Genomic DNA, 21953 nt, shown 5'->3' on the forward strand with positions numbered 1-21953 from the left:
TCATCTTATATAACCAATGGCTTTTCCTCATATTATAACACAAGACAAGCCGATTTTATCCCTCTAAAATCGACTTGTCTTATTTGTTCACTATGATTATTTTATCTATTCTTCAACCACAGAACCAGTGATCTTTGCTACGACTTTTTTCATAAATTCATCACTTAATTTGTATTTACTCTTAAATACAACATATGCAAGAATAACTCCAATAGTCGGTACAACACACATTAAAATACGGATGGAATTCTGTGTTGCAAATGACTGAACAGCATTCGGAACATATCCTGTAAGTTCCAGAACAAATCCAATTGCCAGTGATGTAAATGCAGCCGTCAGCTTAACGATCAATGTCTGCAGGGAGAATACAACTCCTTCATTTCTGTTTCCGAGCACATACTCGCCATAATCTACGACGTCAGCAAGGAATACAGTTGCACATCCAAGTTCCAGACCGGTTCCTGTCTTAACAATTACACCTGCGATTGCAGTCAGTGGAATATTTGTCGGGCATACAAAGCCAACAACTAACAGAAGAATTAATCCGATCGGCGGAAGTACACATGCCATTAAGAATGCTTTCTTTCTGGATAAAATTTTTGTAACTTTCGGGAAGATCAGAAGACCTACTACCTCAGCAACAGATGCACTGATCATAAATGCAGATAACATTCCTGCATCGTTACATACATAACTGAAATAGTATGTTGCAACTCCCATGATAGCCTGAATTGCTACGTTATATAAGAGGATCAGGAGAACTGCCCATCTTAACTGGTCATTTTTCTTAATGACTGTGAAAATATCTTTGAATTTCATCTTATCTTTCTTATCGACATCATGCTGGATCTTTGGAAGATTCAGTACACATACTGCCATTGTAAAGATAAATGTTGCTGCAATGATTAATGCAAATCTGTGGTATCCTGTGTAATCTCCACCAAGGCCTTTGATGATCTGTACACCAAATCCTGCGATGATCAGTGACTGACCGATACTTGCGAAAATACGTGGTAATACGGATACTTTCTCACGTTCCTGCGGATCAGAAGTCAGGTTCGGAATAACTGACCAGTATGGAATATCCATGATTGTATAAGTCATTCCCCACAGAACGTAAATAACGGATGCGAATACGCAAAGGCTTACACCTGATAAATGGAAGTCTGTAAATACGATTACAAATACGAATGCATTGATCAGAGTTCCGATTACAAGCCACGGTACGAATTTACCGAAACGGCTTCTTGTGTTATCAACGATCATTCCCATGAATAAGTCGTTAAACGCATCCCAGATCTTTGCTACAAAAAACATAGTTCCGATGAATGCCGGTGCTACTTTAATAATATCTGTAAAATAGATCATGGAAAATGTTGCGATCATTCCATAAATCAAATCCTTACCCAATGCCCCAAACGCAAAGGAGTATTTTACTCTTCCAGGAATCTTACCCTGGTAAACTACACTACTTTTACTGTTGTTGTTCTCCATTCCCTTTATCTCCTTCTTGTGCTTTTCTTTACATGCACTTATCTTTAATGTGACTAAAGTTTAACATTCGAAAGGAAATATGAACATTTGATATTCTACTCAAAAAATATGAATTTCTATTTTTCCTCGTTCTTGCCACATGAAACCCGGTATGCTACAATGCCTTCAAGCGAAGCTGGGAAAACGGTCTGTTTTCCGCAAACTTATATCTACGGCACAAAGTCTTTATTGAATTATGGCAATCGAAAGGGGATGTAAAAAAACTCGATTGAGTTTTTTCGCATCTCCCTTTAAATCGATAAATATTTTTACATACATGAGAGTTTTTCCCAAGATTGCAAAATCCACTCCTTCTTCGCACATTCGATTGTATATGTCAGCTCTTTCTTGCAACCGGTTTCTCTGCGCCTTTTTTCTTCCTGCATAAATATCTCCTGAATTTTCTTCCACTTCAGATTACCGTCTCCGAGTGCAAGATGCGCATCTCTATCACCATGATTATCATGTACATGAATGTGCGTAAGATAAGGATTTAATCCCTGCGCCCATTCTTCTACCGGCTGAGCTGAATAGCAGTTAGCATGTCCGATATCCAGACACAAGCCAAAATTATCTGCCTCTACCTGATCTGCAACCACTTTTAACGACTCCCATTTTGGATCTAATACATTTTCCAATGCAACTTCTATGTCTGAACGTCCTTCCAGAAACTGGTTCATAAATTCTGCAACACGCTCTGCCCATCCTTCCAGAAAATAAACCTGTGGATAATAACAACTATGATATATAATCTTTTCTACGCCCAGTTCTCTTGCTGCTTCATAGGACTGATCGAAGCGAAGTCTTGTCACCTGACGAATCTGACTGTCATACGCCGCCGGATTCAGATCCAGAAACGGACCATGCAGCGTAAGATGTGCGGCTTCCATTACGTGAAGCCTCTCTTTATATTCCGGCAAATGTTCTTCCCAGTGATCCAGAACATCTGCAATGGAAAAATCGATACTCTCCACGCCCATTCCTGTCTGTTCTATTATTTCTTGCATCTCATTATCTGCGATCAGGTGACTTGCGTATACCATAGTTAATCCTTTCTTCTGTTATAATTTTTTGAAAAGTCCCGGCTATTATGATCCCGGCTGATTATTTCGCAGTGTTATTTTACTCTCACAGTTTTCACTTCACTCCATCTGGAATGATATTTTTTCCCTTTGACTGTTTTATAAGTACAGGCTTTCACATAATATTTTCTGCCTTTTTTTAATCCGGTAATTTTCTTTTTTGTTGTCTTATTACTCGGTATCACCAGTTTCTTCTCCGTGCCTTTTGCGAAATTCTTATTTGTGCTATATGCAATCTCATACCCTGTTGTCTGTATACTTTGTTTCTGCACTTTCACTGTAAATGCTTTCTTTCCGGCAGATATTTTCACAATCTTTGTACCTTGCGGCTTAATGATAAAGGACAGTTTCTTCGTGAATCTGTACTTATTATATCCATTCACTTTTACCGTATAAGTACCAACATACTGTCTTCCTGCAGAATATTTTAATTTATAGTCGCTGTCTTTCTCAAGTACTTTTCTCTTTCTGTCTTTTACGATAACTTCCGGTGTAATCTTTTTACCGGTATACACATAATTTTTCTTTTGTAAATATATGGATTTTATAAACGGAATTTTCTGATCTCCTGCACTGTCTACGTAATCTCCACAACCACTGCAATAAATTTCATAACTACATTTTCCATCCTTTTTCAGTGTAGCCATTACAATATCATCCGCAACATAAACTCTTCCCATATACATATGATCGCAAATGACATCCTGTATTACGTCCGGATCAAAAGCTTCTTCATCCACACCCGTAGAAGACATGATGGTTACAAAATCCAGTTTTGGGCAGTTTTTAAATGCATATTTTTCAATTATTCTTACAGATGATGGAATCCATACCCGACTTAAATTTGGCAAATTTTCAAAAGCTCTTGCTCCAATCTTTGTTATATTATCCTTTCCTTTCACTGATTTGATTTCCACTTTCTCAATCTGATCCGCAATTCCATTCCACGGTCTGTCTTCCGGATTTTTATAATCTGGAATCTCTCCTTTCCCGGAAATCACAAGCGCAGTCTCCACCTGTTCCTTTTCATCGACTACATCCTTTTGTTCTTCCAAATACCATTTTAATGTTCCAACTTCTCCACTTATTTTGTCTGATGCATATGCAACCATCCCCAATTTTCCTGACATGAATATCAATACAAGGAACAATGTTGCAGAAAGTATAACTGTAGTTACATGTTGTTTCCAATGTTTCTTTTTCATACGCGTCTCCTTTCTGTTGATTGCTTCTACTCCCCTAGTATATTATCTACAATAAGTATAAAGGATATCTCTCATTCATACAACTATCCAAAGGTCATAAAAACCTCCAGAGTAATATTTCTTACCTTTAACAGTCTTGTAAGTGCGGACTTTTACATAATAAGTCTTGCCTTTTTTCAGCCCTGTGATTAGGTATGCAGCGGATGGAATTTTTTTATATAACTTAACGCGATCACAAAAATTTGACAATATTCTTCCTGTTCATTTATTAACGATTGTGCTACAATCTTTGTTTGGAAGGTATTTCTATATAAGAAAAATGAAGGAGGTTTTTATTATGACAATACCAGAAAGAATCTCCGCTCTTCGCAAATTAATGGAAGAACGTGGTTACGACGTTTACATGATTCCAACCGATGATTTTCATCAGAGCGAATATGTGGGCGATCATTTTAAAGTAAGGGAATACATGACAGGTTTCACTGGCTCTGCCGGAACTGCCATTTTCACAAAAGACCAGGCTGGTCTGTGGACTGACGGAAGATATTTCCTGCAGGCTGAGCAGCAGTTAAACGGCACAGGTGTGAAGCTTTATAAAATGGGCGAGCCTGGTGTACCGACAGAAGAAGAATTTATCGCTTCGGTACTTCCGGAGAATGGAACACTTGGCTTCGACGGACGTGTTATCGCTATCGAAGAAGGTACTGCACTAGAAGCAGCCGTTGCAGCTAAAAATGGTAAGATCAACTATTCTGAAGATCTGGTAGATAAGGTGTGGACAGACCGTCCGGCACTTTCTGAAAAACCGGCATTTGCTCTTGGCGAAGAATACACCGGTGAGAGCACAGAAAGCAAACTTGCTCGTGTTCGCAAGGCTATGAAAAAAGCCGGCGCTGATGTGCATATCATCGCAGCTCTTGATGATGTATGCTGGATCACAAACCTGCGTGGAGATGACGTAGATTTCTTCCCGCTGCTTCTTTCTTATGCCATTGTAACAATGGATGAGATGAAGCTTTACATTGACGAGCGCAAGCTGAATGATGATATGAAAGCGGCTCTTGCAAAGAATAACATTACACTGCATCCGTACAATGCAATTTATGAGGATATCAAGAACTTAAGCGCTGATTCTACTGTTCTTGTTGATCCAAACAGATTAAACTATGCATTGTTCAACAACATTCCGGACGGAGCAAAAGTTGTACAGCAGGTAAATCCGACAATTGCTATGAAAGCAAAGAAAAATGATGTCGAGATCAAAAATATCATTAATGCACATAAAAAAGATGCCGTAGCCATGACGAAGTTCATGTACTGGCTGAAAACTAACATTGGTAAGATTGAAATCACAGAGTTAAGCGCTGCTGCCAAACTGGAAACTTTCCGTAAAGAGCAGGAAGGTTATCTGTGGCAGAGTTTTGAGCCGATCTGCGCATCCGGCGAACATGGTGCGATCGTGCATTATGAGCCGACTCAGGAAACAGATATCCCGCTTACTGAGAACGGATTATTCCTGACAGATACAGGTGGCGGATATTTAGAAGGATCTACAGATATCAGCCGTACTTTCGCATTTGGTAAACTGACACAACGTATGAAAGAAGATTTTACAACTGTTCTTCAGTGTAACTTCAATCTGGCACATGCCGTATTCCTGGAAGGAACAACCGGTTACAATCTGGATGTTCTGGCAAGAATGCCTGCTTGGAGACGTGGTATCAACTTCAACCACGGAACCGGACATGATGTCGGATACCTAATGAACATCCACGAAGCATCCTGCGGATTCCGCTGTGCAATCCGTGAAAAAGAGCATGCACCTCTGATGGCTGGTCTTGTAATCACAGACGAGCCGGGTATTTACATTGAAGGAAGCCACGGTGTCCGTACTGAAAATGAACTGCTTGTAAGAGAAGGCGAGAAGAACGAATATGGTCAATTCTTATATTTTGAACCAATCACTTACGTTCCAATCGATCTGGATGCCATCATCCCTGAGATGCTGACAGATCAGGAAAGAGAACAGCTCAATGACTACCATAAGAAAGTTTATGAGATTGTTGCTCCGCACCTGAACAACGATGAGCGTGAATGGTTGAAAGAGTATACAAGAGCCATCTAATGTAATGAGACCTTGAGTCACTATGACTTAATCTAACTACTAATAGCAACACGCATAAATGCTGTCTCTAATGATATGTTCCCAATTTTCTGAATATATCATAACGAGACAGCATTTTTTATGATAGTGCCTGAGCAGGAAGTTATCCACCACCACCGGCATCACTCTTTCAATATTTCAACTACTTCACAGTCACATTTTTCGCTCCTGCTTTTTTCAGGCGCTTCTGATAGGTTTTCTGATCTGCTTTCTTCGCTTTCAGCTTCATTTTAGAATCCGTTTTGGCAAATGCCTGTTTTCCGAATTTCGCTTTTCCGGATTTAAACTGTACAGATTGCAGATTCTTACATCCATAAAAAGCTTTCTCTCCAACCCGCTTCACATTTGCACCAAATACAACGGATTTCAGTTTTTTGTTGGATTTAAATGCTTTTGATGCTACTGCTGTAACTGTGTATTTTTTCTTTGCGATCTTAATCGCTGACGGAATCTTAAGGCTTGTTTTCTTCGCATTTGAAATTCCGATTGCTTTCACAGTTCCGCCTTTTACAGTAACGCTGCTGACTTTGTATGCGATTCCTCCGGATACCACTTTCATTCCCGGCTTCACCTGTTTCTGAGTAGCAGTTCCAACCTTCACTTTACAAACCCGGATAACCGTTCCGCTCTCCTGCATAGTAGAAACAACTGTAATCTGTGCCTCACCGTCCCTAACACCTTTTACGATACATTTATTTCCAAATGTTTCCAACTCTACTGCCGGATCGTCACAATAATATTCTACGTCAAAGCTCTCTGTAATATCATCCGGATATGGAATTGCATTTAATACCGTATATCCACCTTTTTTCATTTTCACATCCGTTTTGTTCAGATCAAATCCGTTACAATATATCTCATCATCAACCGGCTCTATAATATGTACTTTACAGCTTGCTTTTACTTTACCGTTTTTTGTAGATGCTGTAACTACCGTATCCCCAACACCAAGAATCTGTATCTCGCCATCCCCGGAAATTTTACCGACTTTTGAATTAGAGCACTTCCATATAAGCTCCTCGTTCTCACCGCTTCCTCCGATTACATAATATGGAATAGATAATGTATCTGTCTCATCATCATCTAAATAATCTGAATCTGTCTGGAAATACGTTTGTGTGATCTTATCATAGCCAAGTATAATCTTAGAGACTGGTTTTATTCTATCAGCACGTGTCCATTTAGCTGTGATTGTCATATCATCGTAAATTTCCATTTTCTTATCTACGCGGTACGTCTCTCCGTCGTCGTTTGCGTACCAGCCACTGAAAACGTAGCCTTTCTTTGTTCCCATTTTAGGAAACTCAGCACTGTCTCCATCTGCTACATTCTGTATGGAAAGAACTTTTTTACCATCCATGAATTTTACCTGGTGGTATTTTGTCTGTAAGGTATTTATATTTTCATTCACCCATTTGATACGCGCCTGAATCCAGCCTTTAAGCTGATCCACACTCTGCTGGAAAGTTTTATCTTTTTCGTCTACATCATAGTTGCCGCCATACTGATAAGCATTATATTTCATAGAATTGCGGATTTTTTCTGCATACTGATCGATCTGACCGCCGTCTTTGCTGGCTTCTTCCATCACTTTGCGGATCTCTGTCCAACGCGCGATCATTTTATCAGCAAAATCTTTATCCCTAAATAACCGTCCAAACCAGGCATTCTCCTTCATTGCCCAGCCTTCGCAGTTATATTCATTGTATTCATTATTGCCCCACGCTACATAATCGAAATCCCAAAGCGGTCCCCAGAATAATTTGCCATTCCGTGGTTTGTATAAATAAGTACTTGTGCTGCCAAACGCATCACCGTTCATACTGAATTCCTGCATCCAGTAATAATCAATCGCTGCATCGACATCCATATATTCTGCGTAAGATTTTCCGTCCTTTTTGAAATCTTTTCCATATATCGCATCTTCTGTATCCTGCACATATTTAGAAATGTAATTATACTGCGCTTCATTTTCATAATCTTCGAAAGAAGGTCTTTCGATCAGATAATCTGTGCCTTGTTTTGTATGAATGATCTTTCCATCTTCATCTTTGTATGGAGACATTGAAAGCAGATATCCGCCTGTGATCGTCGGCTCATCTGTTGCAGCTTTGGATTCGTCATCTGCCTCCAGATCATCGATATCTACACGGGAGTTTCCGACGCGTACCTGTTCAGAGAGCAGATAACTTCCATAATATTGTCCATTCATGACAACATCTACATATACACACTCCGGTGTGTAAGCCATGCCAAGTTTTTTACCCATCCAGTATGTAATCTTATTACGGATATGGCTCGGATCATAATAATCAGCTAACAGAACCCAGTGCTTGTTTTTACCCATATTAAACAGATTTGCTTTTTTATCCAGCTTGATCTTGTATGGATTCTTCCCGGTGCCCCATGTGGAATTTCCACGTCCGCGGATATATTCCATTGAATAGGTTTCAGTCTTCAGATTGTTCGTCTTTCCTTTATCGTTGGCATATTCGCAGGTGTATCCATTCGGGATCTCCACCTTCATATCACCGTAGCACTCTGTATCATGCTGCTGGTCGCCATTCATCGAATCAATGCTTCCTTTTGTCTCATCGATATTAAAATATATGGTCGGGACCGTACTTTTCGTAAATGTAATCGCACGCAGTGCCATTCCGGTTGTTGTCTCATTTTCACCCGGAACAATCTTAAACGATACTTTATGCTTTCCGGTAATTTTCTGCTCGGATACACTTGTTGTCTCGATTTTGGTGTACCATTTTTTTGCACGTTTCTGCTCTGCAGGTTTTACTTCTGCAAATGGAGTTGTGTTGTCATCCAGATAAAATTCCAGTTTTGCTTTTGTTCCTTTTACTGACAATGCATCAACATCCACTCTTCCGATCGTTCCGCCGGAGAAATCAAATTCATCCGCAAATGTAAATGTGTTGTCTGCCACATCCGTCGAATTGCCGGACACAAGAAGTCCTTCTGCTGCCCTGCTGTACGCGGCTTTTACCTGTTCCGGATTAGACAAAGTAATCTTCTGTTCATTGTAAAGACCTGAAATATTCTGTATGTCAAATGCGTCTTTCGATTCTGTATCCGCATCAGACACTGTGCCATCTGCCGCATCATTACCCGCGTTACTTTCTATGCCTTTTTCATTCTGTCCTGCCTGTGCTGCCACCGGAAGCTCCGTCATAGTCGCGCACAATGCTGCTGCCATTGTTGCTGCCATAAGCCTCTTCACGAATGCGTTGCTCTTTTTCATCGCTTCTCCTCCTCGCTCTTTGTTCGGGATTGTATTTTCATTTATGAACTTAGAATACTGCATCAAAAAAGCGAAAACAATACACCTCAAAGTATCTTAAGAAAGCATTCAAGAAATCTTAAGAAAAGCGGACATTCTGCTGAAATGTCCGCCTTATTATTTCTGTTATTTTTTAACAATCATTATTTGATTGTAACGCTCTTTCCTACTACTGATTTCTTGAAAATCTTCTTATAAGATTTCACCATCTTCTTATTCTGTTCTTTTGTTCCGACTTTTACATAAACTGTTTTTACTTTAGAGCTTTTCATACAGTCTTTGATCTGAGATTTCTTTAAACTCTTTGTCTTCAGAACAACTTTTGTTGCTTTTGATCCTGCGAATGCATTTTTCTTCAGTGTTTTAACATTTTTTCCGACGGTTACTTTAGCGATTTTTGCGCCTTTCAGAGATTTTGCTTCAACTTGTGTAACTTTAAATGTTTTACCTGCAATTTTAATTGTAGAAGAAATGGTATAACTCTTTATATTCTTTGCTTTTACAACAGAAACTGTCTTTGCCTTTGGTGAAAGCACTTTGTATACAGAACCGGCAATTGTATATTTTGCGCCTGCTACAATCTTCTTCTCCGGCTTTGGTTCTGGCTTTGGTTCCGGTGTCGGTTCTGGTTTTGCCGGTAATTTTTCGATTGGAACATTCTTCACCTGTGTCTGGAACTTATCATTTGTAAATGTTGCTGTATAAGCAGTATTTCCTTCTTCCTGCTCTGTTGCTTCCTTTGTCACTTCTGAAGTAACTGTTCCTTTTTCATTAATTCTGTTGCCGCAGTTTTCACAAATTGTATATGCTTCACAGGAACTGTTGTCTTCTGACCAGCTGTACTCCGGTTCACCATATTTATGTCCGGTATCTTCAACATTAATGCTCCATGTTGTTACGTCTTCATTGTCAGATTTTGATATGCAGATATCTTTTGTCAGATCCATATAAAATGCAGGGCGAGCCCATTTTGTATTGTCCATGATATTCGCATTGCCAAGTGTTCCACTTTCACTGACAGATCCGACACGGTTTACCATCTTTGCTGTTGAGCGTGTCCACCATGCATTGGCATATTTTTCTCCTGGAAAATATGCCATTCTTGCAGCATTATCTTTGAAATATTCTGCATTATCTGCTTCTTCTGCTGATAAAAAGAATACTTTGTTAGCTTTAGATTCTCCTTCTTTATAAGCTCCATCTTTATATGCCACATCAGAAATATCTGTTTCCTTTACCAAATCGGATTCTTTTAAAACATTTTTGTAAAAATTTTCACACCATGTTTTCACATTACTGGAATCCCACTTATTTCCTTTCCCCATCTGATTAAAGATCAAAGTATCTGATCCCTCTTTATCTTTCCACAAATATTCTGAAAGAAGGTATGCCTTGTCGGCAGCTCCATCCCCGTCTGTATCTGCTGTATCCAGTACAATCCAGCTTGGAGTTCCTACATAACTATCATCAGCAACTCCCATAGATACGTGATCGCCTTTCTTTATCTCCGCACTAGGTGCCGCTGCCTGAACTTCTTGTGCACCTGCCATACCCAGAACAGATCCCCCAAGAATAGTTGTTGTGAGCATTGCAAGCGAAAGTGTGTGCGCAATGCCCTTCTTTGTAACAATTTTTCTTTTCATGTTTTCTTTCTCCTCTCTTGGAAAATTGTTTATATCTAACACAGACTATCCTACTGTGCTTGATATTCCCCATTACTGTAAAATGTTATGTATTTCTATACAATCTTTACTTTACGACCAATTACAGATTTCCGAAAAAATTTTTTATATGATTTTAGAACTTTTTTATTCTGTGCTTTTGTTCCAACTTTTACATAAACCTTTTTTACTTTAGAGCCACTCATGCAACCTTTGATCTGAGATTTCTTTAAGTTCTTTGTCTTCAGAACAACCTTTATTACCTTGGATCCCGCAAATGCATTTTTCTTCAATGTCTTAACATTCTTGCCAACTGTTACGTTATCAATTTTTGCTGCTTTCAGAGAGTTTGCTTCAACCTGTACGACTTTAAATATTTTACTTTCAATTTTGACAGTTGAAGAAATTATATAGCTCTTTACATTCTTTGCTTTTACGACAGAAACTGTCTTTGCTTTTGGCGAAAGCACTTTGTATACAGAACCTGCTACCGTATATTTCGCTCCGGACACAATCTTCTTTTCCGGTTTTGATGTCGGTTTTTCTGGTTGTTTTGCAAGCGGAATATGCTTCACCTGTGTCTGGAATATTTTGTTTGTAAATGTTGCGGTTAAGGAACATACACCTTCTGTTTTCTCCGTTGCTTTCTTTATAATCTCTGACACGCCAACTACATTTTCTGTTATTTCTTTTCCACAGATAACGCAACTCGTCACTGCGGTACATGTTTTTTGATCATCTGACCAATAATACTCCGGCTCTGCATAGCTGTGCGGATCTTCTGCACCATCTATAAACCAGATCTGCCTCCCTTTGTTTTCTGTTCCGGTTATAGATTTGATCGAAGATAAGTCCGCCCAGAATGCCGGTCTTGCTGCACTTATCTCATACACAAAATTCTTTCCCAGATCTCCATAGCTGAAAACCCGTCCCGCACACACATTACTGTTTTCACGCGGTGAACGGAGCCACCAGCTCTCTGCCTTTCCTGCATTTTTCCCGTCATGCAGGTATGCAATTCGCTGATTTTTCTCCGGCATATATTTTGCCACTTCTTCAGCCGATAAGAAAAATACTTTATCTTTATTTAACAAATTCTCCTGCTTTGAATATTGTATTGTCACAATATCCGGAGACTGAAAAAATGCGTCTGATTTTGTCGTTTCTTTTATTTTTAAGCCAGCGACGTCTGCCAACACGGCATTCTCAAAATCTGCACACCACTGTTTTGCTTCACTTTTCGTCCACAGATTTCCTTTTGTTTCATCTGTATTAAAATGAATCAGCTCTCCGGCTTCGGTTCCGTCCCCTTTCCAAAGATATTCAGATAACAAGAGCACACTACCGTCACTGTCTTTTTCAAGCACCCTCCAGCAAGGTAATCCCGTATAACCTTCCGCATTTTTCCCCATAAAAAGAAGATCCCCTGTTTTTATATCCGCTATCCTCTTCGCATTTATTGTTTCCGCATATACTGTTTGTGGTTTCCGGAAAATTAGACCACATATACAAATCAGCACGATCGATAGAAAAGTATATATCCATCTTCTTTGTATTTTCTTCATTTTCTTTCATTCCTTTCCCAAACTTTTGCTTTATACAACTTCTTCTCTCTAATCAATTTATTAAAAAAGTCTTACGCTTCGTCCAAGAACTGATTTCTTGAAGAATTTCTTATATGCTTTTAATATCTTCTTATTCTCTTTCTTTGTTCCGACTTTTACTTGTATTGTTTTTACTTTTGATGATTTCATGCAGTTTTTAATTGTTGATTTCTTCAGATTTTTTGTCTTTAAAATCACTTTTGTTACTTTTGATCCCGCAAATGCCTTTGGCTTTAAAACTTTTACATTTTTTCCAATTGTTACTTTAACAATTTTAGAATCTTTGAACGCTTTCGTTTCAATCTGCGTAACTTTAAATGTTTTTCCTTGAATCTTAACTGTAGAAGAAATGGTATAACTCTTTACATTCTTTGCTTTCACAATTGAAACCGTCTTTGCCTTTGGTGAAAGCACTTTGTATACAGAACCGGCAATTGTATATTTTGCTCCTGCTGTAATCTTCTTAGATTTTGTCTCTGTCTTTGATGGCAGTTTCTCAATGGAAATATTTTTCACCTGTGTCTGAAAACGTTCATCCGGAAATATTGCTGTATATACATCCATTCCATTTTCTTTCGCTGTTGGTTTTTTTTCACTTGTTACAAATACTGTTGCTTTCTCAACAATACTCTCTCCACAAATCTCACAACGAATCGTTCCTGTGCATCCCCGATTATCCTTCGACCATTCATATACCGGTGCACCATAAGTATGTCCCAGTTTATCTGCATCCGCTTTCCATACAGTTACACCGTCTTTTTCTGTTTTCACCGCACAAATATCTGATGGAAGCCGTAAATTGAATCCAGGTCTTGCTGCGATCAGATGCTCGATGGAATAATTATGAATTGATCCATCATTATCCACCACTCCAATATAATCATGATATTCACTACAGTCTGTTCCCGGGCAACGAAGCAGCCATTTGTAACCACTACTAAGATTCGCTCCGGTTCTGTATGCATCATACTCTTTAAACGATAAGAAAAATACTTTATCTTTATCTGTTTTCGTTCCGTCAATATTACTTACATCCAGCCATGCCGATCCGCTCTCTGTATCCGTTGTCCTTACGCCAATCACTCGATCCTTAACTGTAACCGGAAGCTTCCTGTAATACTCTGTACAATATTTCTGCGCACTGCTTCCTTCCCACGCGTTCGATTCTCCCTTCTCATCGAACATAATCTTATCGTAATATCCATTCAACATTACAAATGTTCCACTTGTCCCGACATTCGTCTCCGTTGGATTTAAAACCACATAATCTTCTTTCCAATCGCCGGATTGCAATTCTAAGATATTTCCCTGTTTCATATCTTCTCCAAGAACTGCCGCATGTACGTCCCATGGCTTAGCCAATCCGGCCAGTGTTAAACATGCCGCCATACAAAATACCGATTTCTTAACAGATGCATGCCATTTTTTTTCTTTATTCTTTTTTTTCATACTTTTTCCCTTTCCCCAAACAAATATGTGTTATTAGTGTTTTCTATAAGTCCTCCTCATATATTAATTTTTTGTATATATTGTATATTATCTTGTTGTATTTATTCTCATTTTTGTTTATTTTTATAATTGGATTATATCTGTCATATATATCATTGTCAATACGATAACACCTCTATATTGCCAAATCCGGTATCCGGAAATTTTCCGATGCGGAAATGGAAGCGTTGCATGTTATTGAATGTTTGAAAAAATCAGGATTACAGATCAAAGAGATCAAACAATTTATGCAATGGTGCACGGAAGGTCCTTCCACTTACGGAAAACGTAATCTTGCACACGGAATCGAAAAGTAAAATCATGAGGAATCATTATGAAGAAAAAGATATTTAACATTATTCAGATTGGCGACAAGAGCAATCGTATCAGCCGGGCTTTTGATTTTTTTATTACGATTGTGATCATTTCCAATATTCTTGTAACTTTTTTGGAAACCTTTGAACAGTTGTCCTTTTTATCCGGCTTCTTTTGCGGCATGGAATATGTAACCATTTTTATTTTCTGCATTGCTTATCTCGGCGTCGGTGTTGTCGCTATTCCGACCGGTATTATCAGCGCCGGTTTCGTCGAGCAATACCAGCACAAAAGCAATATTTCCGATTTTTTAGTATTGCGCGATCATTTGTCTGTGCTTCCCCAGAAAAATATGATATTAAAGTTAAATGATATTATTGTGATCCGTACGCAAGAGGAGGATAGCAAGCAAATTATTCGTAATCTTTAATTACCTGACCATTTCTGAGCAAATGCTTACAACAGGTAACTGAAAATATCCCGAAAGAAGCCACCGATAACTTTTCATCTGTTATCAGTGGCTCCTTTTTAACGCTGTCATCGTTGAAAGCTTTCGCCCCAGCGTCCTTATTTTATTTCTGCAAGACAGATGTCTGCTCCTTCTGCCTGTACATTAATGCTGTACTTATCCGGGTAATATCTCGTTGAAAATACATATTCTCCGTCATTTACAAATACTTCTACGGAAGAGACATCCGCAATAACACGGATATTCGTCACTTCATCCGTTTCTACATACCGGCAGTCTCTTCCGGCAGAAACGCAAGTCTTTCTATTGTCTGTAAAACGCATCCTGAATCTGCCATCTGTATATTCCAGAAGCTTCTCTTCACTGACATAGCCTCCGTTCAGATATCTGGATACGGCCGCACTCGATACGCCTGCCAGTTTTGCTATTTCTTTAATTGTCAACGGGATATCCTCCTTTTATCTCAGTAATTTTCTCTTGATTATTCTTTCTGCTTCATCGAATCTTAGTAATTTTCTGCATGTACTTCAAAATATGCCTGTGGATGTGCACATACCGGACAGACTTCCGGTGCCTTTTCGCCAACTACGATGTGTCCACAGTTGCGGCACTCCCATACTTTTACTTCGCTCTTCGCAAATACTTCCTGTGCTTCCACATTATGAAGCAGTGCACGGTAGCGCTCTTCATGCGCTTTCTCGATCGCTGCAACCATGCGGAATTTCTCAGCCAGCTCCGGAAATCCTTCTGCTTCTGCAGTCTTGGCAAATCCATCATACATATCTGTCCACTCGTAGTTTTCTCCTTCTGCAGCCGCTGCCAGGTTCTCTGCTGTATTTCCGATTCCTTCTAATTCTTTGAACCACATTTTTGCATGTTCTTTTTCGTTATCTGCTGTTTTTAAAAACAGGGAAGAAATCTGCTCAAAGCCTTCTTTCTTTGCTTTCGATGCGAAATATGTGTATTTATTTCTCGCCTGTGACTCACCTGAAAATGCTTCCATCAAGTTCTTTTCTGTCTCTGTTCCTGAATATTTGTTTCCCATTTTAAAACCCTCCGTCTCTTAAAATATTTGTCCGGAAATGCCGTTTCCTCATTTTCGATACTATCTATATTATACAGCTTTTTCCAAAATATAAACAAAATTTCTTTACAACAAATATGTTTCAATCTTTTCTTTCTGAAGATTCTCACCGATCACAATAAGCACTTCCTGCCCTTCCGCGACATCCGCTGTCAGCATATGGTCTCTCGTTGCATTAATCTGTTTCCAACCGTCTTCTTTTGCAAATCCTTTGATGCGGAAGACATGTCCGCATGCCGGATCTGCCAAAATCTGTCTGGCAGCTTCACCCAGTTCCTGCACATTTTTATGAAGTTCCAGAAAATACAAAGACGTGAAATCTTCTTCTGTTGCATCCATCTTACGGTAACTTGCCTGTTTATATCCCACTGCCATGATCCGCTCAAAGTCCGTATCTGTCATACTGTCCGCTGTCTTTTCCAGTATCTCGTCTCCCTCCAGCACTCTCTTACACCCAATACCGGCAAGCGCATGGTTCAGATGTGCGATCGTATTTCTCTTATCTTCTTCATTCGCCAGATCTGTCTTGCTTAAAATGACACAGCCGGCATTGGAGACCTCCGACGCAAGCAGATAATCTGCTTCTGCTGATAAATGTTCCTCCAGAGCCGCATCTGCCACTGCAATAACACTTCCGATCTCATACCAACGGTCCAGGGGATCGTCCCGCAAAACATCAAAGAATTCATCTACATCATAGATGCCCGACGGTTCCACGATCACCCGGTCATATCCACACATTCCCATGGAAATTAACTTTGTGCGGAACCGTCTGCGGTGCGTCTCTTTATCGCAGCCACCGGAAACCATCTCCAGTTCACATTTTTCTCCCATCAGATCTTGAAGCAGCATCATATCAACGTTGACAGCTCCATAATCATTTTCCAGAATCCCGATATTCATCCCCTGTCCGATCAGATACTCTGCATATTTTTTTATAAATGTTGTCTTCCCGGAGCCTAAAAATCCGGTAATCAGATCTATTTTTACCATTCTATGTCTCTCCTGCTATTATTTTCCTATAATTATCTCAGGTTTCATTCTTTACAAATTCTCTGTTTGCTTAATATGACATATATAAAATTCTCAATGATTTGCACGAACGCATATGCTCGGCAGTCATTTGCATTTTCTTGATTCTAACATAAAATCTCTCTCTCCGCTATATCCGCATATGATCAGCAAAGAAAAATGGTGCCGGAAATCCCGACACCATTTTCCCGTAAGGTATATAAAGAGAGTCTGCCAAGAAGGCATTCTATGTTATTGCTTTACGAACTTGCATTTCTTAAGTCCGTAAGCGCATAACAGCTTTTTGTACGTTGTATATCTGCTCCTTGGCACATATACTTTTGCATTCTTCACATTAATAAATACATGTGGCTTCTCCAACCTCATCCGTTTTGTTCCTTTAAATACAATCTTTTTCAACTTCTTATTCTGACAAAACGCATGTGCAAACATTTTTGTTACATTCTTTCCAACTGTAAGTTTCTTAAGATTCGAACACCTGTAAAATGCTTTGTATCCAACTTTTTCGATAGAATCCGGAAGTACAATCGTTTTGATTTTCTTATTTGCTTCAAACGCACGCTTTCCAATCGCTGTTACATTATATTTGACCGAATTCCATGAAATGCTCTTTGGAATCGACACATTTTTACTGCTGCATTTTTTGGCAAATCCGATAACTTCCACTTTTCCTGTTCCGTCTGTTTTCGAATTTGTCACCCTATAACGATATATCCCTTTCGTAATAACATCGCCTTTGTGTATGTTCCGCTTTCCTGTTACATTTACTTTGATCATGGCTGTGGCGTCGAGTTCTGAATTTTTCACAGTTACAGTACTGTTCAGGCTTTTATATTTGTCTTCATCAATAATATATTTTAAGTAAACCGTTTCTTTTTTATCACTGTTAAGACTACCCGCCTTCAATACTTTTTTCTCTGTCGCTTTATTTTTTTCTATAGATGCCACTTTACTTTTTTTCAGCTCTTTGCCTTTACTGTCTGTAAGAGCCCAGTGCCCATGGGCTTGATTAAATCCATAGTAATCTACGCCATTTTTATTTGTTCCTTTTACTGTAATCTTTTCCAGTGCAAATTGATCTCCACTTCGCATGTTCAACGTCTTCACACCATTTGTAACAACCACTTTTTTAAGAGGATACAGTGGGATGAGCCCTTTGACATCCGAATGCGTACTATTTGCATCATAACGGAGCACACCACCAGTTACTGCCATCGGACAATGGGACGACAGCCATGCTACCTTATCTTTCAACGTTACTTTTTCACTGCCTGCTGACTGAGTCATTGTACCGGAAGAGACATTCTCTTTCGCCTTCTTCGCGATATTTTTACTATCATCCGTACTCTGTGTTCCATAGATAGAGGTATCTTCTGTATAATAAAAATTCACACTGTTAATCAATTGGAGCATATAATTCTCTATTCCTGCAGCCTCTAGTGCTTCTTTGTCTGCCTTTCCGATCGGCTGTATCCATTTCCTGTATACTCCGGAATTTTCATCATAGCTCCATTCATTTTCAACTTCTTCTCCGTTGCTGTCCTTCACAACTTTATCATATAAGTAATACGTCTTATTTCTAAGTTTATATATACCGCTTGCTGTCATCTCAGTCTCATAAGAAACCGGACGTTCTTCTTCCAGATCCTCTACGTCAAATGTACTCTGGATTTCTCCGTCGTCACTTACAAGGATCCTGTTCACACGTACTGCTGCCGTCTCTGTTCCGACCTCATCCTCGTTGATCGTTCCGTTTAAGATTCCTGTCCAGTCCAGGCTATTTACTTTATCTGCCGGTCTTTCATCATTTCTTTTCTCAGACCAGCCAACAGTCTGTCCATAAGTCTCTTCGTAATTTTGTGTGTTTACATATTTTACTGCACGATTATACAGATTATCCATCGCTGTCGTGCCGCCTTTTTCTGAATCCGTTCCAAAAATCGTACTGAAATGCCCCTGCCGATATCCAGATGTATGGAACATCTGCACTTTATCGTTATCATCATACACCACGCCCGATAACGAGAAAATTGCTGTTTTAAATGTCACTGCCACGGGACAGTCATAACCTAATTTTACATTCGTTGCAACGCCTGAAGATTCTACTCCGGCTGCTGTCTGTGCCGGAAGCGTTATATTGGTGGAAACTTTATTTTCCTTTAACAGACTATACTCCTTCTCCCCGGAATAAGCGGTAGGCAATGCCTCTCCGCATGTAACTTCCAGTCCCGACTTTTTTTCTATCTCGCCCAAAAGCGGAATCCCCGTTGAAAGTCCGATATCCGGGTTGATCATCTCACTGTAAGAATACTTCTTTCCTGCCTCTAAAGTGTTGGACGTTGTAAGCGAATGAGATTGTTTTAACTCCATTCCCACATTTTTTGCCTTTGTTGATTCATTTTTATAATAACTGAGTTCCGGATCTTTCTTACTACTTGTTTGAATAGATACCCCGCCGGCATTATTTTCTGCCGCTTGCTGCAGCGACTCATACTCCTGTGCTTTTGTAATATATTCCAGTCCGTCTCCGGCAAGCACCGCTAACTTAAAATCATAAAATGCAATTCCAAATGTATTATAGTTATACTTAAATGTTCTGCCTGCGCGGTCCACACACGTAACAAGCGAAAATACTACATCCTGTCCGGTATCATCATTTAACTGTTTTAATGTATTTTCTGCACTCTCGGTCTCTTGTAGCACATCACTTCCTTTGATCTTATGATGAATCGCATCTGCGATTTCATCTGCAGCAAGTTGTCGTACCTCTTTCAGACTGGTCGTACAGGAAAGCCCACTCCACTTTGTATAATCCTTTCCTTTTGTTCCATTCACATGCTCTTCCGGCTGTGCAAGCGCATCGGAAATATCTGCATATCCTGCTTTGTTCCGTGTATTTTCTGTAGTAAAATTATTCTCAAATCCGCCGTTTGCATTTACTCTTGCCGCAACTTTACTATGCGTTCCATAAATCTGCTCTGCAAGAGACGACCACTGACTGATCACACTATCTGTGCCACCATCCATATCTTTTCCACTTTGCAGAACCGCTTTAAATAAAGCCTTCTGATCTGCCAGATTCAAGCGCTTTTCCGGATCTCCATCATGGATATCATAATATATCTTGTTATCTATATTCACCGAACGAATCCCTGTCCGGTCTTTTACCGGGCCGCTTTCCGCATTGTTTTTATACCGATATGTCACACTGGCGTCAGACGCCGCTTTCACCGGCAAAGGAACGGATAATCCGAGTACAGACGACATAGCCAGTACTACTGCGAGGGTCCCTGCCAACATTTTTCTTTTTCTGTAATTCATCCTCTGCACCTCTTGTATTTATATTGATTATTTATTCACTGTAAATATTGTTTGCCTTCTTTTTCCGAAACCGCATACAGATAACGGTGACAACCACACCTGCCACAAAAGCAGCAAGACCGATCAGTACATAAATATCTGCTCCGTTGCGCAGGAGAACAGATCCGTAGCCGGATGCTACCGTCGCAACTCCAGATATGTGTGTCATACGAAACATCCTCCCCATACATACAGCCAGTACAATAGCTATCGCTATTAATCCTGAAATAATCCGCCTGTCATACCGGCAGCGCAAAAACAGACTCCGGCGACGGATCTTACATTTTCTGATCTCCTTCTGATCCATTTTCCGACCTCCTTTCTCGATTTTATATACTTTTTTCACTCTCTATCTATACGAAAGACACAATAAAAAAAATCCTTTCACTTATTTTTCCTAAGTGAAAGAATTTTTTTCTTCTTTTAATTTTATTATGCTCTTCCATCCGGCAAACAGCCCAAGTATCATGACTGTCGGGAACAGATATCCAAATGCTCTCCAGTTCCCTTCTGCAGAAACAAGAAGATTATAAATTGCATGAAATACACTGCACGCTCCAAGAAGTCCGACCATTCCGGTTATTGCAAGAGTACGTCTCCGGAAAATATAAGTAATCCCGAATCCCATAAGAATCCCACACAGGATATGCAACGCACCGGAAGCAAATCCACGGACTACAAGGATCTCAAAATCTGCTGCTCCGTTCTCTGTCAGATAGCATATATTTTCAAATGTTGCAAATCCAACCGCAATCGCAATCGCGGTTCTTGGTATTTCTTCTTTCTTCGGTTCAAAAATCAGAATGTAAAACAGAAGCGGAAATAATTTCATCACTTCTTCGCAGACCGGCGTAATCTCAATTGCCGCCTGTACTGCATCTGCTCCATAATAATTCATAAAAAAGCTGTTCACATATGCCGACAGCATACACATTCCCATTCCGGTTGTAACAAAAAACGTATATTTTCTCGCCTCACCCGGTATAAACAGAAGTGACAACAACATCGGTACTGCAATACAGATGAAAATATTTTCAATGTACATCATGTTTCTTCACCTCCGAAACTGTACACGGCAGCAGACCGGCGACTGAAAAAGTCAGTACAAAATCAATCAGGAAATACAGATTAAATTTTGTATAATCATTGAAAAAATGCGAGCTTATGTATAGAACAAGCTGAAGGATCACACAGATCAGCGGCCACACATCTGTCAACCGGATGTCGTCTCCATACTGCATATGAAATACCGCTATATACGTAATTGCTCCGACTGTCACTGCAAATGCTCCTGTAGACAGAATTGCCGGACCGAATATCTCACTTCTCATTGCGACTATAAAAATCACAGCCGCACAGACTGCAGGGACAGGCGCAAAACGGGATTTTTCCCCGTCTCTGCGCACAATCTGATAAGTATGCAGAAAGAGATAGCTGGAAATCCATGAAATCTCTGCTACATAAAAAATCTGCGGAACGTCACCGCGAATGAAGAGGTATAACACATAATACAAAGTCCCCATCATAAAACAACCATGTTCCAGCGCCAGAATAATATAGATCCGGTCTTTTTGCCGGAACCAGAAAATAATATCTGCCACTGCCGCCACAAGCATTACACCGACCTGCATAAAATTGTCAATCAACTCAAAATTCATCTG

The 21953-nt window shown here is 39.7% G+C and carries 16 protein-coding genes and 2 pseudogenes; 3 read left to right on the forward strand and 15 right to left on the reverse strand.

The features are described from left to right. Positions 1-105: 105 nt before the first annotated feature. From melB to H8S07_RS04050, 3 genes are all read right to left on the reverse strand, one after another. On the reverse strand, positions 106-1494 hold the full coding sequence (gene melB / locus H8S07_RS04040; protein ID WP_118661056.1) for a melibiose:sodium transporter MelB: 1389 nt from the start codon (positions 1492-1494) through the stop codon (positions 106-108). Between the two features lie 308 nt (positions 1495-1802). Next, positions 1803-2576 carry a sugar phosphate isomerase/epimerase family protein gene (locus H8S07_RS04045; protein WP_118288017.1) on the reverse strand — a complete coding sequence of 258 codons (774 nt, stop codon included), beginning with the start codon at positions 2574-2576 and terminating at the stop codon, positions 1803-1805. A 74-nt stretch (positions 2577-2650) separates the two neighbouring features. Further along, complete coding sequence (locus tag H8S07_RS04050) at positions 2651-3820, reverse strand: leucine-rich repeat protein (RefSeq protein WP_021860066.1); 1170 nt, start codon at positions 3818-3820, stop codon at positions 2651-2653. Between the two features lie 337 nt (positions 3821-4157). On the opposite strand from H8S07_RS04050, the gene H8S07_RS04055 reads away from it, so the two are divergent. Then, entirely contained in the window at positions 4158-5945 is a 1788-nt protein-coding gene (locus tag H8S07_RS04055; protein WP_118288018.1) for an aminopeptidase P family N-terminal domain-containing protein, read from the forward strand. A 181-nt stretch (positions 5946-6126) separates the two neighbouring features. Here the strand turns inward: H8S07_RS04055 and H8S07_RS04060 are convergent, their stop codons facing one another. From H8S07_RS04060 to H8S07_RS04075, 4 genes are all read right to left on the reverse strand, one after another. After that, positions 6127-9240: a CotH kinase family protein gene (locus H8S07_RS04060; RefSeq protein WP_186855474.1), complete on the reverse strand. Its 3114-nt coding sequence runs from the start codon at positions 9238-9240 to the stop codon at positions 6127-6129. Positions 9241-9422: 182 nt separating this feature from the next. After that, the gene (locus H8S07_RS04065; RefSeq protein ID WP_186855475.1) at positions 9423-10922 is read right to left on the reverse strand and encodes a DUF6273 domain-containing protein; all 1500 of its coding nucleotides are present in this window, start codon (positions 10920-10922) and stop codon (positions 9423-9425) included. 95 nt (positions 10923-11017) lie between these two features. Beyond that, the gene (locus H8S07_RS04070; RefSeq protein ID WP_158575498.1) at positions 11018-12352 is read right to left on the reverse strand and encodes a DUF6273 domain-containing protein; all 1335 of its coding nucleotides are present in this window, start codon (positions 12350-12352) and stop codon (positions 11018-11020) included. 213 nt (positions 12353-12565) lie between these two features. Further along, a complete protein-coding gene (locus H8S07_RS04075) occupies positions 12566-13993 on the reverse strand; it encodes a DUF6273 domain-containing protein (protein WP_186855476.1) in 1428 nt (475 codons plus the stop codon). Between the two features lie 188 nt (positions 13994-14181). On the opposite strand from H8S07_RS04075, the pseudogene H8S07_RS14860 reads away from it, so the two are divergent. After that, a pseudogene (locus H8S07_RS14860) lies at positions 14182-14322 on the forward strand (MerR family transcriptional regulator); the annotation flags it as partial. A 44-nt stretch (positions 14323-14366) separates the two neighbouring features. After that, positions 14367-14777 (forward strand): hypothetical protein, encoded by a 411-nt coding sequence (locus H8S07_RS04085; protein ID WP_118288025.1) that lies wholly within the window; start codon positions 14367-14369, stop codon positions 14775-14777. Between the two features lie 137 nt (positions 14778-14914). On the opposite strand, the gene H8S07_RS04090 is transcribed toward H8S07_RS04085, so the two are convergent. The 8 genes and pseudogenes from H8S07_RS04090 to H8S07_RS04125 form a co-directional block, all read right to left on the reverse strand. After that, complete coding sequence (locus H8S07_RS04090) at positions 14915-15139, reverse strand: GH32 C-terminal domain-containing protein (protein WP_186855552.1); 225 nt, start codon at positions 15137-15139, stop codon at positions 14915-14917. 30 nt (positions 15140-15169) lie between these two features. Beyond that, positions 15170-15259 (reverse strand): annotated as a pseudogene (locus H8S07_RS14865) (LacI family DNA-binding transcriptional regulator); the annotation flags it as partial. 62 nt (positions 15260-15321) lie between these two features. Continuing rightward, positions 15322-15861 carry a rubrerythrin gene (rbr, locus tag H8S07_RS04100; RefSeq protein ID WP_186855477.1) on the reverse strand — a complete coding sequence of 180 codons (540 nt, stop codon included), beginning with the start codon at positions 15859-15861 and terminating at the stop codon, positions 15322-15324. 105 nt (positions 15862-15966) lie between these two features. Beyond that, positions 15967-16893: a GTP-binding protein gene (locus H8S07_RS04105; protein WP_118288028.1), complete on the reverse strand. Its 927-nt coding sequence runs from the start codon at positions 16891-16893 to the stop codon at positions 15967-15969. A 270-nt stretch (positions 16894-17163) separates the two neighbouring features. Further along, the gene (locus H8S07_RS04110; protein WP_186855478.1) at positions 17164-20253 is read right to left on the reverse strand and encodes a leucine-rich repeat domain-containing protein; all 3090 of its coding nucleotides are present in this window, start codon (positions 20251-20253) and stop codon (positions 17164-17166) included. 31 nt (positions 20254-20284) lie between these two features. Next, complete coding sequence (locus tag H8S07_RS04115; protein ID WP_118288030.1) at positions 20285-20599, reverse strand: hypothetical protein; 315 nt, start codon at positions 20597-20599, stop codon at positions 20285-20287. Positions 20600-20689: 90 nt separating this feature from the next. Next, positions 20690-21340: a PrsW family glutamic-type intramembrane protease gene (locus tag H8S07_RS04120; RefSeq protein ID WP_118288031.1), complete on the reverse strand. Its 651-nt coding sequence runs from the start codon at positions 21338-21340 to the stop codon at positions 20690-20692. Then, positions 21327-21950 (reverse strand): hypothetical protein, encoded by a 624-nt coding sequence (locus tag H8S07_RS04125; protein ID WP_117537073.1) that lies wholly within the window; start codon positions 21948-21950, stop codon positions 21327-21329. Before H8S07_RS04125 ends, H8S07_RS04120 begins: the two co-directional genes overlap by 14 nt. Positions 21951-21953: the final 3 nt, after the last annotated feature.

The organism is Dorea hominis (genome assembly GCF_014287705.1).
Lineage (GTDB): Bacteria > Bacillota > Clostridia > Lachnospirales > Lachnospiraceae > Dorea_D > Dorea_D hominis.